The organism is Endozoicomonas montiporae CL-33 (assembly GCF_001583435.1).
Classification (GTDB): Bacteria; Pseudomonadota; Gammaproteobacteria; order Pseudomonadales; family Endozoicomonadaceae; genus Endozoicomonas_A; species Endozoicomonas_A montiporae.
Genome location: NZ_CP013251.1, coordinates 3840978 through 3858432, shown reverse-complemented (window position 1 = coordinate 3858432; position 17455 = coordinate 3840978). Strand labels below are relative to the sequence as shown.

The following is a 17455-nucleotide window of genomic DNA, read 5'->3' as shown; positions in this document are numbered from 1 at the left end:
TCTTACAGCCAGAAAACTTAACTTAGCTACCTGTCCAGTTTATGGGGTCCATCATATATCGAGTGGCTGCGCAGCATCAAGACGGCTCCGCAACAGGTGTTTGTAACACACGGTGAAGCTGAGGCTGCTCAGGCAATGTCGGAAAAAATTCATCAGGAACTGGGCTGGAGTGCCCGGGTGCCGGAGCTGGAAGAGTGGGTTGAATTATAAAAGCAGTCTCTGAGCGACAGAAGCCTGTGACCATTCATCGATAGAAGTGGCGCAGGCTTTTTTTATGGCGTTTTTATGCCAGAGTGCATCTTGCAATAGGTTATGCGCTAACTTAGTCTGACCCTGACTTTTCAATAATAACAATAAAAGGTGCAGCTAAATGGATGCAGCTAAAAGGGTGCAGCTATGACGTCTGACTATTTGCTGAGGAATGGCACGCTGGTTGATGGAACCGGTAACCCTGCCAGAACCGCTCATGTGTTGATCCAGTCAGATCGGCTGAAAGTATTGTCCGACGATGACGTGATGACAGCTTCTGATCTTGAGGGTGTTATTCAGGTCGATTGCACTGGCAAAGTGGTTGTACCAGGGTTTATCGATGTGCATAGCCATATGGATTATTTTGCCATCAGTGATAACCCCGAACATTTTAATCCGTTCGTGGCTCAGGGCGTTACCACCATGGTAGTGGGCAACTGCGGGTTCAGCCCTTTTGGTTTTAAACACGGTACTCAGCATCAGCACCTTATTGAAAACTCGCTGTTTAAAGAAGGTCATGGTTCTATCGACTGGAACAGCTTTTCTGGCTACCAGCAGCGTATTCAATCCCACGGCACCAGCCCGAACCTTTTGAGTCTGGTGGGGTATGGTGTCTGTCGTACATCGTTAAATGGTTTTAACTCCGGTTCACTGAATCAACAGCAGCACGAGGAAATGCTGACGTTGCTGGATGAGGCATTAGCACAGGGTGCTGCCGGAGTGTCGCTGGGATTGCAGTATAAGCCGGGGGTGTTTGCCAATATCGGAGAATTAAAAGACGTTGCCAGACTGGTAAAAAAACACGACAAGGTGTTAACGGTTCATGCCAAAGCCTATTCGGTGCTATCAGGCACTTATCCCATGAATCCGTTGGGTAAAGCCCATAATCTGCGGGCTATTGATGAAATGCTGGACCTTGCCCGTGAAACCGGTGTGAAACTGCAGTTTTCCCATCTTATTTTTGTGGGTGAAAAAACCTGGCCAACGTTGCAGCAGGCGCTGGACAAGTTTGACCGTGCCATTGCCGATGGTGTGGATGTCAGGTTTGATATGTTTCCCTACCCGTTTGGTGCTACCTTGCTGAATACACTGCTGCCTGAGTGGGTTATGGCGAAAATGCCGGGTGTTTTGCGGCAAAGGTTACCCATGCTTCGTCTGCGTCTCGAAGCGTATTTCGGCTTTAAAGGTGTAGGTCTGGGTTATCATTGCATTCAGATTACCGATGCCTGCTGCGATGAATACCGGCAATACAATGGCTTGTTCATATCCGAGATTGCAGAAAAGGTTGGTAAGGAAGCGTTTGAAGTCATGGTGGATATCCTTGATTTTTCCAACGCTGAAGCCCGGGTAATGATTCATCGATATTACAATGAAGACATCATCCAGACATTAATGCAGCACCCGGCAGCTCTGTATATGACCGACTCATGGCCGGAGCCTTCCGGTATTGAAAATGCGGCAACCTATGGGGCATTTCCTAAATTTCTGCAACTGGCCCGGGACAATGGCTCAATGGCTTTAGAACAGGTGATTGCCCGAATGATGTCGCAAGCCGCTCAACGCTTTGGTATTAAACAACGGGGACTGATTAAGGACGGTTACAAAGGCGATGTGGTTGTGTTTGACTGGAACACCGTCAGGGACAATACCAGCCGCGCTGCCTGCAGTGCACGACCGACAGGCATTGAGCATGTATTTATCAACGGCGTTCATACGATTAATAATGGTCAGGTGTTGTCTGATCAGCGCAATGGTGACTTTTTAAAAGCCACTGCCTGAACAGATCATTTGCGCCACAGGTGAACAGCACCGGCCCACGGACACTGGTATAGCCTTCTGATCAGAACCTTTCCGTGAGTGTCTACAATGGTGACCCGGTAACTGGTAACTCATGTTACGCACCCAGAAAAATCTGCCATGCTTTAGAGCATGAACACAGAGCTGTTTGAGCTGTATAGCGATTACCTGCTGTCCTCATTCGGCAAAACGACAGCTACACAGCTGTCATCTTTGCTGGACGGCGCATACAGCCATGATCAGGTAACACGCCTTCTGTCCCGTAATCACTTCGACAGTAAGACTCTTTGGCACCATGTTAAAGCCGTTGTGCGTCAGGAAGAGCGCGATGATGGAGTACTTATTGCCGACGACACTATTCAGGAGAAACTCTACACTGATGAGAACGACCTGATTGCATGGCACTTTGATCACACCTTTGGTCGTTCGGTAAAAGGTATCAACCTTCTCAACTTTGTTTACCATGTCGGTGATATCTCTATTCCCGTGGCCTACAAGCTTATCGAAAAGCCTATTCAATACTCCGACGTAAAAACTAAAAAAGTTAAACGCAAGGCTGAAACCACCAAGAACGAAGACTTTCGGGAGATGCTGAAAGTTTGCTGTGATAATCAGCTCAAATTTCGTTACGTGCTGGCAGATAGCTGGTTCTGTTCTAACGACAACATGCTGTATATACGACACGAATGCGATAAGCATTTTGTCATGGCCAGCAAGTCAAACCGGAAGGTTTCGCTGAGTGAGGAAGATAAAAGTCGGGGGCGCTCACAGCGCATAGATTCCATTGATTTCTCAGAAGAAAAGCCTATCAAAGGCTGGATTGCAGGCGTGGACTTCCCCGTTCTGCTGTTCCGGCAGGTCTTTACAAACAAAGATGGCAGTAAGGGCATTCTCTATCTGATATGCAGTGATCTTGAGTGTGACGCAGAGGCTTTGAAGGCGATCTACAAAAAACGGTGGAAAGTTGAAGTCTTCCATAAAACACTCAAATCTAATGCGTCAATGGCCAAGTCACCGACTTATACAGTTTTGACGCAGAGTAATCATCTGTTTATGTCGATATATTCGGCATTTCGTCTCGAGGTGCTGGCTAATAAGCTTGATTTAAACCATTTTGAGTTGCGGGCAAAGCTTTATCTCACTGCATTGAAATCATCGTTCCAGAAACTTCAGTCGATGAAGGGGTGCGTAACATGAGCTGGTAACTTTGCTGTCTGGCCAGGCAGAGAAGGTAGCAAATCGTTTGGCCAGAGTCGCTTTGTCTGCCGATTCGTTATGCAGCTCCTCACTGATGTCCGTGGTCAGAATCATGCCATTACGGTGATTGATACTGAACTGTTGTTCAAAGGAAATCTGGTATGACCACTGTTCCCGGGGAGAGCCGCCGAGCCTTTCCTGTACGGTGCAGTGGTTCAGGTCAATATATCCACTCGGAGCGTGATTGTTCTCAATGGCGCTTTTCAGCTTCTTGTAATCTTTAACCATTTGTTGGGAAAAGGCAGGCATGGAGCCCAGCAACATCAAGGCACAAATCAACCGCTTTACGTTATGCATAACATGATCCGGAGTCAGCCTGTTAGGTGAAATCCAGTCTACACTATGTACACGTTTTAGATGGACGCCAATTAATTCGGGGCGGTGTTTATGTTCATCAAGTGGGTTATGTCTCTTACTCTGATGTTTACCGAGCCGTTTCAACTATCCGGGGAATGGTTTCCTGTTGATGATAAAACACTATTGGTACCACGGATGCGACTTTCGTTTGATTACATGCATTCAGTGCCTGAAACCCTTCATTCACTCTTAATAGATGCTTCTGATATTGATTACCTTCCTGAGTGCGGGCCTCCACTTCATGACAAAGTGTTAACCGCTTATGAGCAGTTTTTGCAGGAATGGCAGAGTCGCCATTCTTTAGATCTGTTTGTCACGCAGGAAGATCTCAATCCCTCGGAAGTCGAGGAGTTTCAGGCAAGCGGTGTGCCCGCTCCTGTAAGGCATGGTCAGGCTACTGTGTTATGGTTCACTGACTTTAGCCATTTATGGCGACGCACACCTGACGACGAACAGGGTACAGGGGCAGGAGAGGAGGGAAATGACGATAGTAAACGCAATGAAACAGAAGCCGAGCCGGAGGCTCCAGCGCAGGATACACCCGGACCATCGTCGGCAAGCTGCCCGTCGCCCGAACCTCTGGAGAATAAGATTGATCAAATACGTCGTCGGGGTTCTCGGCTTGGTTCTGGCCGTTATGGCGTTGTTTATCTGGTAAGGATTAAGCACGCGACGGGACCTGTGCGTGCAGCGGCTAAAACAATGAAAAATAAGGACCAGAATGGATTCAAAATTCTGGATCGGGAAAGGCGGTGGCTGAAGACTCTTCATCACCCGGGCATCGTGAAGCTGATAGGCTATGAATCAGACGGGATACTAAATCAGGTAATTTATCTTGAATTTCTGCCTTATGGCTATTATCAATTGATTGTTAGTGAGGATCCGCTTCAGGAGTTCAAGAGTCTTGAAAAGACTTTATTAACAGAGGATGGCTTTTTTCACAGCTTTAGCTGCATGCTTGATGTTCTTGAATTTCTGTACGAAAAAGGCATTCTTTATATTGATCTGCATGTGGATAATATTCGCTTTACTGGAAACGGTATATTAAAGCTGATTGATTTTGGCTTACTGTTCGATATTAATAAGGAATTAAACATCAATCACGCTGAAAATAGTTTTTATCTGGCGCCTGAAATTCGTGATGGAAAAAAAATAACCGTCAAAGGGCAAATGTACAGTGTTGGACTGTTAATGATGCAGATGATTCATGGAAAGTATTTTGGCAATTGTTCCAAAGCCCAAGAGTATATTGATCTTACTCGTTCGATAGATCAAAGCGTATTTATGCGCATGCTGATAATGGGCTGGGAAGTAGATATTATCAACGAGTATATATACGTACTCGATGAGGTTGCTTACCCATGTTGCGAATCTGATCCGGATAAGCGACCCGATATGGATGAAGTGATCGAAATACTGAGAAGCACTGCCTCGGATATTGCGGACATCATGGATCCCGAGTTTGTACCTTCAGGTCTTCTTGACAGTGAGGAAGCAGAAGTGGCCGATTTGATTCAGGAGCCTGAAGACGTTGAGTATTTAGAATCCTACACGCTGCCTGTGAAACGGCAGAAACTGGAGTCTGATCAGATAGTCCCAGAAGATTAAAAACAATCGTACCGGTATCAGATTTAATTCGGTGATCATAGCAATTTTACTGGATGAAAAGCATATCTTAGCTAATCTGGTTAGCTTTATATTTCACAGTTCGGTTTTATATGATTCTCGAATGCGTGTTTTCAGGAGTTTTAGCTCTATCGGGTAGTATCTCTCCCAGTCATGATAAAAATATACTGGAGCCACTGTTGTTGCTGGCTTATGCCTACATGCATTCCGCGCCCGATGAAGTCCATTCAACAGCCATAGAAACACCTGACTATTATTTTGATACCGAAATACCTTCCCATAAAGACAAAGACTGTTTAACTACGGATCTGGAAGATGATGAGCTTGATTTGAACTCTGAATATGAGGATGAGGATGATTCTTATGAAGTTTCGATTAAACCAGCTCATCGACAACTGTGTAACGGTATTAAAATGCTCTGTTCTGACGAGTATAATCAGCATATAAGACAGTATACGTCTGATGAGAGTGGTTCTGATCGTTCAGGCGAAGATAGCTCTGAAGAAGATCACTCTGAAGAAGAGAGTTCGGAGGATAGTGGCGTTGACGAACAAGATCAGGATAGGCCAGAAGGTAGCTCAGGGAATCAATCAGAGTGTAACACGCAAAGTAACAGCTCACTAAAGCAAAAAATAGCACATTGGCGAAGCAGTAGTCAGCTCTTGGGTAGTGGATCCTTTTGTGATGTGTTTTTAATTAATATTCTCGATGAGGGACAAAGAAGAGAGGTGGCTGTAAAGGTTAGAAAAAAAGAGACATCTAAAACAAAGATGGCTAAAAAAAAGAGCGAGTTGTTTGGTTGCTTGAAACAAGAGGCTAAAGTCCTAGGTGAAATTACACATGAAAATGTTGTCAAACTAATAAGAGTTGAAATAGGCGATCAGGAGGAAATAGCAGTACTTTATCTGGAATACCTGCCTTATTGCTTGCGGCATTTAATGGCTGATTCGATGTTGTTTAATCTACAACAGGCTTTTTCTCATTACCATTCTCCGCATGGCTTTATTGAGATGTTCTCAAGTCTGGTTAATGCTCTTAAGTATTTGCATGATCGAAATATACTTTACCCTGATTTGCACAGTTATAATGTCCGGCTTAACGATCGTGGTGTTGTGGTGCTGGCAGATTTTGGGAAGCTCTTTAAGTTAAATACATTAGAGGCGTGGCCTTATGCTGCGGCAAGCTGCTATCTGGCACCAGAAATTAAAGAAGGCAAACCTGTAACGGTAAAAGGGCAAATTTACGGTGTTGGTCTGCTGTTAATACAGATCCTGGAATCCAGATGCATCGAAGTAGATAATAATAGTCAGACTTTGATTGAGGAAAGGCGATTGCAAAATAAAAGTACTTTATTGCGCCCACTGATTAAGAAATGGAAAGAAACAGTAGTTGCTGAATATGCAGGTTTGCTGGATACAGGCTATCAATGTTGTCAGATTAATCCCGATCAGCGCCCGGACTTTGGTCAACTTGATGATTGTCTGGTGAACATTCTGGACGTTTTTGAAATAGAGTGTCCGGATTCTGATGATGAATGCCCTGACGATGATGATCGCTCTGATAATGAATCACCCCCTGAAAAGAGGCGGAAAATTGATTTTGACGTTGAAGAAGTGGAAGGCGACTAAAGTAGACGACTCGTTTGTAAATAGGCGTATCGTTTATGCTGCTTTGCTATCAAGCTTTGTCTTCAAGATCGTGTTAAAGATTGCTCAAATTGGTTTTGTGAGCGCCCTCATAAAGTCAGCTGCAGGGCGCCCGGTCACCGGTCAGACAACGACAAAGTAATACACAAGGAATACAGAAAGCGGATAAAGTGCGACAGGAATTTCTTTAATTTTACCGGTGCCTATTTTCAGAATCATCCAGAACAGGATGCCGGCACTGACGCCATTGGCAATGTTCATGGTAAAGGCTGCAGTCAGTGGCATAATAGCAGCCGGGAAAATATCGACCAGATCATCTCCTTCAATGGTGCGTAGTGACATCATCATGCTGCCACCGAGATAAATCAGAATGGCCGAAGAGGCGGCACCGGGCACCATCATGGCAAAGGGTGTCATAAACAGCAGAACTAAAAATAACAGTCCGGTCACAACTGGCATAAGGCCGGTACGCCCACCTTCTTCAACACCTGCAGCGGATTCCAGAAAGACAGAAACGGTGGTGGTGCCCAGCATGGTTCCCGCGACGGTGCTGACCGAATCAACCATAAAGGGCTTTTTAATACCGGGCAGGTTGCCTTCATCATCCAGCATACCAGCTCTGGAACCTACCCCCATAACGGTACCCAGAGTGCCGAAGAAGTCACTGACAAAAAAGGCAAAGTTCATCGCTCCGGCAATATCCAGCTTAAAGGCGACTTCACCAATGGAGGGTGGCATGGTCAGAAAACTGTCTGGAATGACTGTGATTCCCATGGGTATTCCAACCAGTGTTGACATAATAATACCGATGAGAATGGCACCTTTTACTTTGCGGGCAAGAAGGCATATCACCAGTGTGAGACTGAAGACGGCCAGCTATGTGGTTGGTGAGGTTAAATCTCCAAGTGCTACACGACCATTGGCAACAGACATCAGTCCTGTGTTTTTAAAACCGATCAGGGCAAGAAAAGAGCCCACCGTGGCACCCATACCGATCTTTATGGTCTTGGGCAATTGCTTGACAATGAACTCCCTGATGCCAAGTACACTGACAATAATAAACAGGACTCCTGCCATGAAGTTAACAGCCAGCCCCTGTTGCCAGGTCATAAAGCCTGCACCTACCAGCGTATAGGCCAGTAAGGCATCAGCTCCAATGGATGGAGAAATAATAAAAGGAACGCGGGCATAAAGTCCCATTATCAGACAACTGATAGCGGCCATCAGAATGGTGACCGTAGTGACAGGACCAATGGGTATCCCTGCGTCGGCAAGAATAGCCGGGTGTACCACGGGTATATGAATAATGGCCAGAAAGCAGGTAATACCGGCAATGATTTCTGTGTTCAAGGTTGAGTGTCGTTTTCTGATTTCAAAGTACGAATCAAGTTTTTCTTTAAAACCAGAAAAAGCACTATGGTGGACCCCACTGTCAAGACAGTAAACCAACAAATTTAAGTTAAGTCCTGGCAGTGGTCCAAAGCCCTCATGCAAAGTGAATTGCCTTAGGCGTTTTATAACTCAACGACTGGTGTAATCGTTCAGTGTTGTAAAACTCAAAGTATTCATCCAGCCCAGTATAAAGCTCTGGAACAGTCTGAAATTCATGCGTGTACAGCCATTCATGTTTGACGGAGCGCCACAGCCTCTCGACAAAAATGTTATCCAGTGCTCGCCCTTTCCCGTCCATGCTGATACGTATTTCCCGTTCCTGAAGAGGTGCCAGAAAATCATTACTGGTAAACTGACACCCTTGGTCAGTGTTGAATATATCAGGTTCACCTTGTTCCAAAGCTCGACCCAGCGCATGAATACAGAAGTCTGCATCCAGTGTGTTCGACAGCTCCCAGCTGACCACGTAACGGCTGTACCAGTCAATAATGGCAACCAGATACATAAACCCCTGAGGCATCGGGCAGTACGTAATATCAGTACTCCAGACCTGATTGGGTCTCACAATATCAACGCCGTTCAACAAGTACGGGTAAACCTTATGCTCTTTGTTTCTCAGGCTTGTGCCCGGTTTTGGTCCGACAGCCTGTATGCCCATCAGCCTCATAAGTCGCTGTATACGCTTCCTGTTGACCGGAAAGCCCTGCTCATTCAGCCATGCAGTTATCTTACGACTGCCGTAAAACGGTGTACGTGTATACTGCTCATCAATGAGCCTCATCAGATTCAGATTCTCAGGGCTTTCCAAAGCTGGAGAAGCTTGGTAATACCAGCTTGACCTGCTTAACCCAACCAGTTCACATTGGCGCTGAATGCTGATCTTCGAGTGATCCGGGTCTATGCATCTCCGTTTGTCATCAATGGACATTGCCAGATTTTTTTTTCAACCAGTCCAGCTCCATTTTAAGCCGTCCGATCTCCTGATACAGGGGGGCAGTGAGCGCATCTGGATCTACCTCTGGCCGTGCCCTGCCGAAGACTTCTGGAACCCCCTGGAGTAGCTGTCGCTTCCACTGCCTAACCTGAACGGCTGCAACTTCGTGTTCGCTTGCCAGCTGGTTTATGGTCTTTTCGCCCTTGTAGGCTTCGAGTGCTACCTGTGCCTTAAATTCGGGCTTATGTCGTTTTCTTTTTGCTGTCATGATTCCCTCCTGCAGGGTCATCTTACAGCCAGAAAACTTAACTTAGCTACCTGTCCAGTTTATGGGGTCCATCATACGGTTGTTGTGCCCCAGCTTGGCGAGCAGAACCGATGCCCCGGTAAACATGGCATTCCATGACAACCGGTACAGACACATAAGAAAAGAGACGGCCAGTAATAGCTGCTGAGTGCCTGTGGGCAAATAAAGTGCCGCCAACAGAAGGCCGGTTACCGAACTGATTCGTACAATGAAAGCCGTGTGCAGAAGGTGAAACGCATTAACCCGACGACAGATGTCACCAATCTTTGGATACACCAGCAGAGCAAGAGCGCTGGCTCCACCGATGATTAAAGGGGAAACGCTCTGCCCAATATCAAAGATGATATCCATCGCCTGGGAGTAGCTGTAAAAGAACAGGTTGTTGGCAGTATTCACCAGCACCCAGGCCAGCATCACTACCCAGAATACGAGAGGTAAAGAGCCGCGTAAGTTGCGCTCAGAAGACGCTGACGGAGTCTCTTTCTGAACGGTTTGAAACGCCTGATGACCAGGTGTTGTAAAAAGGGCAGCCAGAGCTGAGATAAACATAATCAAAGCACCCAGTAACATACCTTCAGCCGCGCGCTCACCGGGGAAATAGCTGGCAATCGCTAAGCCTCCCACGGCAGCGACCGCCTGAACCATCAGCAGATTATTCTGGCGCTGATCCCATTCAATCGCCGGATGACGATGGAATATGCAGCACATAAGGCACGTAAGGCTGGCTGGTATAGAAACTGACAACACTGATACCAGTGCGATCCAGTGCCAGAGTTCTGATGCAAGCAGCAGGGCTGCCTGACTGATGGACGCCAGCAGCAGAACGCCGGTCAACAACATTCGGTGACGGCCACTTTTTTCACACAGCATTCCCCAGAGTGGCCCAAGCAAAGCTCCGGCAGCCTGCATACCCAGAATAAATCCGGAATAGTACTCTCCGCCTTCAACTTGTTGAGCCAATAACTGTGGAATCAACATGATGTTGATGCCTTCCAAAACAAAGCCATAGGCAATGGCAGCCAGATAAAATGGCTCCATGAAGCGAAATTTCATTGCAATCACCTATTAAATAGACAAACGAATCCGCAACTGACCAATATCAGCAAAAATGGATGCAACGGTTTTCAAATGGGTAGAAAGACCCGGTTCAATAGTGATGGGACGTGTTTATCCCACGGAGATCAACGAGGCGATGTGAGCTTACGATAATAGAACTGCAGGATAGAGACAGACGTACACAAAAGGGATGTCAGAGCCAGGAAGGGAGCCTGACTGCATAGGAAGTAAGGTATTTTATGACAACCATTCACTCTCATTATCTTTCAACCAATCCAGTTGGCAACGTCTCAACGGTGTTGAGTGTTTTCAGGACAAATTAGAAACTCTGCTTATCGTTGTTATCGGAAAAGACAGATAGCCCGAGTATAAGATTATGTTTAATCGATTTTATTGATCTGTGTGGGACTTTGTCTGTATCTGTTTATTGCTGTCATTTTGAAAAATAAACGACGCACCTTTAGTTGGATGCGTCGTTTATACCGGCTTTAGCTATCCAGTTTCTTCTTCAGAATCTGATTAACCATGCCCGGGTTGGCTTTACCTTTGGAAGCCTTCATAGCCTGACCAACAAAGAAGCCGATCATCTTGCCACGTTTCTCCACAGGTGCAGCGCGATAGTTTTCGACCTGCTGGGCATTGGCGGCCAGCACGTCATCAATCATGGCTTCAATGGCACCGGTATCGGTGACCTGCTTCAGACCTTTTTTCTCGATGACTTCATCAGCGTCTTTGCCTTCACCGTTCCACAGGGCTTCAAACACCTTCTTGGCGATATTGCCGGAGATGGTGTTGTCCTTGATACGAACGATCAGCCCTGCCAGCATCTCAGCAGAAACCGGGCTGTCGGCGATGGTGATTTCATTGGCGTTCAGGGAACGGGACACTTCACCCAGCACCCAGTTAGAAGCCAGTTTTGCATCGCTGCTTTTGGCGGCGGTTTCAAAGAAGGCGGCTGTCGCCTGATCGCCAGACAGGATGTCGGCATCCACATCGCTCAGGCCGAATTCGCTGATAAAGCGGGCTTTCTTCGCATCCGGCATTTCCGGCATGTCGGCGCGCAGTTTTTCCAGACGACTGTCTTCAATCACTACTGGTAGCAGATCCGGGCAGGGGAAGTAGCGGTAATCGTTGGCTTCTTCCTTGCTGCGCATGGAACGGGCTTCGCCGGTGTCACCATTGTACAGGCGGGTTTCCTGAACAATCTTGCCACCGTCTTCGATCACATCAATCTGACGTTCTACTTCTTTCAGAATCGCAGCTTCCATAAACTTGAAGGAGTTCAGGTTTTTGGTTTCTGTACGAGTACCCAGCTCTTCCTGACCTTTAGGGCGAACCGATACGTTGACGTCGAAACGCATGGAACCCTGAGACATGTTGCCATCACAAATGCCGAGCGTAGTCACAATCGAGTGCAGTTTTTTCGCAAAGGCTACGGCTTCATCAGCGTTGCTGATATCCGGCTCGGTGACAATTTCAATCAGTGGTGTGCCGGCACGGTTCAGGTCGATACCGGACATGCCGTGGTAATCTTCGTGCAGGCTCTTACCGGCGTCTTCTTCCAGGTGCGCATGGTGAATGCGGATGCTCTTGGAAGAACCATCCTTCAGGGTAATATCTACATGACCCGCGCCCACGATAGGCTTGTCCAGCTGTGTGGTCTGGTAGCCTTTTGGCAGATCCGGGTAGAAGTAGTTTTTACGCTCGAAGACGTTAACACGATTGATCTCGGCATCAATACCCAGACCAAATTTAATCGCCATGTTAATGGCTTCTTCGTTCACCACCGGCAGAACGCCCGGCAGACCCAGATCAACGGCACAGGCCTGGGTGTTTGGCTCGGCACCAAACGCCGTGGAGGCACCGGAGAAAATTTTGGTTTTGGTGGCGAGCTGAACGTGAATTTCCAGCCCGATTACGGTTTCCCATTGCATTGTGTGTTACCTCAGGCTTTAAATGGACTGGCTTTGTGGAAGTCGGTGGCTTGCTGGAAGCGGTGCGCAGCATTCAGCAGACGGCTTTCGTCGAAGTGACGACCAATCATCTGCAGACCCACCGGACGACCCTCCACGATACCTGCAGGTACAGACATACCCGGCAAACCTGCCAGGTTAACAGACAGTGTGTAGATATCGGACAGGTACATAGCAACCGGATCGTCGCTCTTTTCACCAATGTTAAACGCAGGTGTTGGCGCATTCGGTCCCATGATGATGTCGCACTGTTCGAAGGCATTCATAAAGTCGTCACGAATCATACGACGAATTTGCTGTGCCTTGCGGTAGTAGGCGTCGTAGTAACCGGCAGACAGGGCATACGTACCTACCAGAATACGACGTTTGACTTCTTCACCGAAACCTTCACTGCGGCTGCGCTTGTACATGTCCATCAGGTCAGCCGGATTGTCGCAGCGATGACCAAAGCGGGCACCGTCGAAACGGGACAGGTTGGTGGACGCTTCTGCTGGCGCAATCACGTAGTAAGACGGAATGGACAGTTCCAGATTCGGCAGGCTGACTTCCTTGACCCTGGCACCGAGCTTTTCGTATTCAGCCACAGCGTCACGGATACGCTGTTCAACGGCAGCATCCAGACCGGTGGAGAAATACTCTTTTGGCAGACCGATGGTCATGCCTTCCAGAGAATCGTTCAGGGTGGCGGTGTAATCCGGTACTTCACGGTCCATGCAGGTGGAATCGCGATGGTCGAATCCGGCCATGGTGTTCAGCATCAGGGCGCAATCTTCAGCGGTCTGAGCCATCGGGCCAGCCTGATCCAGGCTGGAAGCGTAGGCGATCATGCCGTAACGGGATACACGACCATAGGTAGGTTTCAGACCGGTAATGCCACAGTGGGAAGCGGGCTGGCGAATGGAGCCGCCCGTGTCTGTGCCCGTGGCACCAGCCGCCAGACGTGCTGCTACAGCAGCGGCAGAACCACCCGATGAACCGCCGGGAATGGCTTTGGTATCCCAGGGGTTTTTCACCGCGCCGTAGTGGCTGTTTTCATTGGAAGAACCCATGGCGAATTCGTCCATGTTGGTTTTACCCAGCATAACGGCGCTGGCTTCCTTGAACTTGCGGGTCACGGTGGACTCGTAAGGGGCAACAAAGTTGTCCAGAATGTTGGAGCCGCAGGTGGTTTTCACACCTTCGGTGCAGAACAGGTCTTTGTGCGCTACCGGAATACCGGTCAGGGCGGTGGCATCGCCCGCTGCACGACGTTCGTCGGCTTCTTTGGCCTGTGTCAGTGCCAGTTCTTCAGTCACAGTAATGTAACTGTTGTAGTCACTATCCAGTTGCTTAATGCGTTCCAGATAGGTTTGTGTCAGTTCGACACTGGACAATTCGCCTGACTCTAGAGCCTGGCTTTGCTCTGATAAGGAGAGCTCGGAAAGAGTTTTTTCGTACATGATGTTCGTCAATCGCAGCGTTTCTGGAATGGGTCTGATGGATTCTGGTGATCACTCAATCACTTTAGGCACCAGGAACAGGCCGTCCTCAACGGCAGGCGCAACGCTCTGCAGTTTTTCGCGATTATTGGGTTCAGTCACCACGTCTTCACGCAGACGTTGTGTAGCGTCCAGAGGGTGAGCCATAGGCTCTACATTGTCAGTGTTGACAGACTGCATCTGGCCCACCAGATCCAGAATGTTGCTGATGGTGCCGGCAGTGGCTTCTACCTGACTGTCATCAATAGACAGGCGTGCCAAATGGGCAACCTTCTGAATTTCAGAGGCATCAATGGCCATGGCGATCTCCGGAATCGGGTACTTGAATCAGGGAGCGGTATTTGCACTGACGGGCAAGCGTCAGTGCAAATATCAAAAATAATCGCTAAATGTATGGTCTATGGGGAGGAATCTCAAGGTATTGATGAGATTAAATCGAGATTTAATCAGTAAAACGCACCGCAACCTGCCCCCAGTTTTCATTAAATGCAATAAACTCGACCTGCTTGTCTGTTGCTTTCAAAAACTCCTGCAAAGCCTTCCACTCGTGCTCTTTCCAGTTGGGGTAATTATACAGTTCATCGAATACTACAACGGAGCCAGGCACCAGCCGGTGACCGAGATGTTGAAAGACTTCGGTGGCAGATTGGTAGATATCACAATCCATATGCAAAAAACTGATGGGCGCCTCCTGTAGGATTTCACGGGAAAAAACCGGCAGGGTTTCAGAGAAAAGTCCTTTGATCAGGCAGACATTATGCAGAACGGGCGGAACTGCAGAGCGCTCTTTAAAGCCGAATTCACCGGTTGGGAAATTATATTCCTCACCGCCATTCCAGGGTTGTGGCAAACCCTCAAAAGAGTCAAAGCCGTAAATTCTTGATGCCGGGTTCAGGGCTGCAATAAAGTTAATGGTTCGTCCTGTGCAGACTCCCATCTCCATGATGAAACCGTTTTTTATGGCAATCTGGTCACAGGCATAGTGAAGCACCTGAGCGTCTATTGAGAAAACCCGGGCTCTGGATAAATAAGTTTCTACAAACTGGCGATTGTCTGGACAATCTCGATAGGGTTTGTTAGCAGAAAAGAAGTTAATGACCTGATCGCCTTTGGGCAGGGCGAGATCATTCATGCGAATCTGTTGACTCCAGTCATAGGGAGCAACCATGTATTGCTCAATCATCCTGCTTCCTCACGTTTGTGAACGAATAACCGGTGACACCAGCAGCCGTTGAATGCTGTTTATTCTGCCGGATCACTCGGTTGGGTAAGTCTTACTTAATAGTGCGTTTAAGAGCGAAACGCTGAGTAGCAAGGTGGTGCACGAACAATCCGTCATATCGAAAGTCAGGGCCACCAGACGGGCATTGATGCCGTGAACAGCTTTGACGTCTGATGCAATGGCTATAGCCAGCACGCCAAGCCCTGAAACCAACCCGATCATAATAGATGAAGCTTGTATTTTTTGGGATTAGAAAATACTTTACCAGTAAGAGTTGCAGGCTCATGGTTCAGGTTTCCCGGTTAACCACAGCCATGCATTAATGACTGAAATGGTTCGATGGTGCTGGTTGTGGAGCAGTTCGATGTTCATTGACAGGTCATCATTGTTATTTTTAACAACCTTGGTTGTTGCAGTGCGAACGGGCAAACCGGTCAGCTTTTGCAGATGGTTGCTGTCGCTCAAAAAAATCATGAACAGCTTCTGAAGACATCCGCTCAGTGGAAAACTCATAATTATTTAAGAAATTTGACCAAACTGACATAAACCTTGCGTAACTATTGGTCTAAGTGGTTTTCACCTGAGCAACTTTCCGGTAACTTTTATGTACGACGGGATTAATTCACTATGCTTGTAGCTTTTGGTGATACGATGTGGTGAATTATGCAGTAGCTGATGGAGAATATGCATGCGCTCCTGAGCCTGCGCCACTGACAGGTGTGTTTCAGGCTACTGGTTATTCACCACACCAAATCAAGCTGGTTTATGAGGTAAATGCCCTGTCAGATTAAAGAAGTGCTAGGATTTGATGCTTGCTCTGAATATCATGCGTTGATAGAGTTTGCGCCATTTTAAAGAAAGCCTTGAGTCAAGGTAACTCACAAAATGCTGAAAAGGTTACGGGGTCTGTTTTCCAGCGATTTATCGATCGACTTGGGAACCGCCAATACACTGGTCTATGTCCGTGAGAAGGGCATTGTCCTGAATGAGCCATCGGTTGTGGCCATTCGCAATCTGGGATCTCAAAAGAGTGTGGTAGCGGTTGGTGCTGACGCCAAGCGTATGCTGGGGCGTACGCCTGGCAATATCACAGCGATTCGTCCTATGAAAGACGGCGTTATCGCCGATTTTGACGTGTGTGAACGCATGCTCCAGCACTTTATTAATAAAGTGCATGAGAACAGTTTTATTCAACCAAGCCCACGGGTTCTGGTTTGTGTGCCGTGCAAGTCCACCAAGGTTGAACGTCGGGCGATCCGGGAATCCGTGCTGGGTGCGGGTGCTCGCGAGGTATACCTGATCGAAGAACCAATGGCGGCTGCTATTGGTGCCGGTATGCCGGTGGAAGAAGCCAGCGGTTCCATGGTGGTGGATATCGGTGGTGGTACCACTGAAATCGCCATTATCTCTCTGAGTGGTGTCGTTTATTCCGAATCCATTCGTCTCGGTGGTGACCGCTTTGATGATGCCATTGTGACGTATGTGCGCCGCAACTATGGCAGCCTGATCGGTGATGCTACGGCTGAACGCATCAAGCAGGAAATTGCGATCGCTTACCCAAGTGACGAACTGCTGGAAATTGACGTACGTGGTCGCAATCTGGCAGAAGGTATTCCACGCAGCTTCACCCTGAACAGTGCTGAGATTCTGGATGCACTGCAGGAGTCTCTGAGCGCTATTGTTCAGGCGGTCAAGAGTGCTCTGGAACAGTCTCCACCAGAACTGGCGTCTGACATTGCCGAACGTGGTATGGTTCTGACCGGTGGTGGTGCCTTGCTGCGCGATCTGGACAAGCTGATCAGTGAAGAAACCGGCCTGCCGGTTCTGATTGCTGAAGATCCTCTGACCTGTGTTGCCCGTGGTGGCGGTCGGGCACTGGAAATGATGGACAAACATCGTATGGATCTGCTGTCTACTGACTGATAGCATATCTGCACACGGAGTGGTTTTCCCATCCGGAGTGAGTAGCAGAAAGTCAGTCATAACGGCTTACAGCCTGCGACAGGTCAAACAGGGTTACTTGTTTGGCCTTTTCGCGTTTAACGGGGCAAAGAAACTGTTCACTTTTCTCAAAAGATCATGAACAGCTTCTAAAGAAAAAAGCGACTGCATGTATGCAGCCATGAGTTAAAAACAGTGTTCGTTTTGGCCTGAACGCTTT

15 protein-coding genes and 1 pseudogene are annotated in these 17455 nt (G+C 47.8%); 6 read left to right on the top strand and 10 right to left on the bottom strand.

What is annotated here, in order from left to right; genetic code table 11:
- Positions 1-96 precede the first annotated feature (96 nt).
- The 3 genes from EZMO1_RS28260 to EZMO1_RS17660 all read left to right on the top strand — a co-directional run bounded on the left by EZMO1_RS28260 (position 97) and on the right by EZMO1_RS17660 (position 3243).
- The gene (locus tag EZMO1_RS28260; RefSeq protein WP_160174075.1) at positions 97-210 is read left to right on the top strand and encodes an MBL fold metallo-hydrolase RNA specificity domain-containing protein; all 114 of its coding nucleotides are present in this window, start codon (positions 97-99) and stop codon (positions 208-210) included.
- A gap of 186 nt (positions 211-396) precedes the next feature.
- Positions 397-2028 (top strand): N-acyl-D-amino-acid deacylase family protein, encoded by a 1632-nt coding sequence (locus tag EZMO1_RS17665; protein ID WP_034876694.1) that lies wholly within the window; start codon positions 397-399, stop codon positions 2026-2028.
- 150 nt (positions 2029-2178) lie between these two features.
- Entirely contained in the window at positions 2179-3243 is a 1065-nt protein-coding gene (locus tag EZMO1_RS17660) for an IS701 family transposase (RefSeq protein ID WP_034873259.1), read from the top strand.
- Here the strand turns inward: EZMO1_RS17660 and EZMO1_RS17655 are convergent.
- Complete coding sequence (locus EZMO1_RS17655; RefSeq protein ID WP_034876698.1) at positions 3199-3600, bottom strand: hypothetical protein; 402 nt, start codon at positions 3598-3600, stop codon at positions 3199-3201. The two genes, EZMO1_RS17660 and EZMO1_RS17655, sit on opposite strands and share 45 nt — an antisense overlap.
- Before the next feature lie 90 nt (positions 3601-3690).
- Here EZMO1_RS17655 and EZMO1_RS17650 point away from each other — a divergent pair, with 90 nt between their 5' ends.
- Positions 3691-5268: a protein kinase domain-containing protein gene (locus EZMO1_RS17650; RefSeq protein ID WP_034876701.1), complete on the top strand. Its 1578-nt coding sequence runs from the start codon at positions 3691-3693 to the stop codon at positions 5266-5268.
- 197 nt (positions 5269-5465) lie between these two features.
- Complete coding sequence (locus EZMO1_RS17645; RefSeq protein ID WP_187300026.1) at positions 5466-6914, top strand: protein kinase domain-containing protein; 1449 nt, start codon at positions 5466-5468, stop codon at positions 6912-6914.
- 141 nt (positions 6915-7055) lie between these two features.
- On the opposite strand, the pseudogene EZMO1_RS27690 reads toward EZMO1_RS17645, so the two are convergent.
- From EZMO1_RS27690 to EZMO1_RS17595, 9 genes and pseudogenes are all read right to left on the bottom strand, one after another.
- A pseudogene (locus EZMO1_RS27690) lies at positions 7056-8225 on the bottom strand (NCS2 family permease).
- A 193-nt stretch (positions 8226-8418) separates the two neighbouring features.
- A protein-coding gene (locus EZMO1_RS17630) for an IS3 family transposase (protein ID WP_145912645.1) occupies positions 8419-9526 on the bottom strand; the annotation gives its coding sequence in 2 pieces (ribosomal slippage) (positions 8419-9259 and positions 9258-9526; 1110 coding nt in all).
- A gap of 42 nt (positions 9527-9568) precedes the next feature.
- Positions 9569-10618 carry an MFS transporter gene (locus tag EZMO1_RS17620; RefSeq protein WP_034876705.1) on the bottom strand — a complete coding sequence of 350 codons (1050 nt, stop codon included), beginning with the start codon at positions 10616-10618 and terminating at the stop codon, positions 9569-9571.
- A 491-nt stretch (positions 10619-11109) separates the two neighbouring features.
- Positions 11110-12555: an Asp-tRNA(Asn)/Glu-tRNA(Gln) amidotransferase subunit GatB gene (gene gatB / locus EZMO1_RS17615; RefSeq protein WP_034876708.1), complete on the bottom strand. Its 1446-nt coding sequence runs from the start codon at positions 12553-12555 to the stop codon at positions 11110-11112.
- Between the two features lie 11 nt (positions 12556-12566).
- Positions 12567-14033, bottom strand: coding sequence for an Asp-tRNA(Asn)/Glu-tRNA(Gln) amidotransferase subunit GatA (gatA, locus tag EZMO1_RS17610; protein ID WP_034876710.1), 1467 nt, complete (start codon positions 14031-14033; stop codon positions 12567-12569).
- 51 nt (positions 14034-14084) lie between these two features.
- Positions 14085-14372: an Asp-tRNA(Asn)/Glu-tRNA(Gln) amidotransferase subunit GatC gene (gene gatC, locus EZMO1_RS17605; RefSeq protein ID WP_034876711.1), complete on the bottom strand. Its 288-nt coding sequence runs from the start codon at positions 14370-14372 to the stop codon at positions 14085-14087.
- Positions 14373-14514: 142 nt separating this feature from the next.
- Positions 14515-15255, bottom strand: a complete 741-nt coding sequence (locus EZMO1_RS17600) for a class I SAM-dependent methyltransferase (RefSeq protein WP_051790049.1) — start codon at positions 15253-15255, stop codon at positions 14515-14517.
- A gap of 72 nt (positions 15256-15327) precedes the next feature.
- Positions 15328-15516, bottom strand: coding sequence for a hypothetical protein (locus tag EZMO1_RS27410; RefSeq protein WP_222842136.1), 189 nt, complete (start codon positions 15514-15516; stop codon positions 15328-15330).
- A 60-nt stretch (positions 15517-15576) separates the two neighbouring features.
- Positions 15577-15768, bottom strand: coding sequence for a hypothetical protein (locus EZMO1_RS17595; protein ID WP_061509615.1), 192 nt, complete (start codon positions 15766-15768; stop codon positions 15577-15579).
- A gap of 411 nt (positions 15769-16179) precedes the next feature.
- On the opposite strand from EZMO1_RS17595, the gene EZMO1_RS17590 reads away from it, so the two are divergent.
- The gene (locus EZMO1_RS17590; RefSeq protein WP_034876715.1) at positions 16180-17217 is read left to right on the top strand and encodes a rod shape-determining protein; all 1038 of its coding nucleotides are present in this window, start codon (positions 16180-16182) and stop codon (positions 17215-17217) included.
- The last annotated feature ends 238 nt before the right edge of the window (positions 17218-17455 follow it).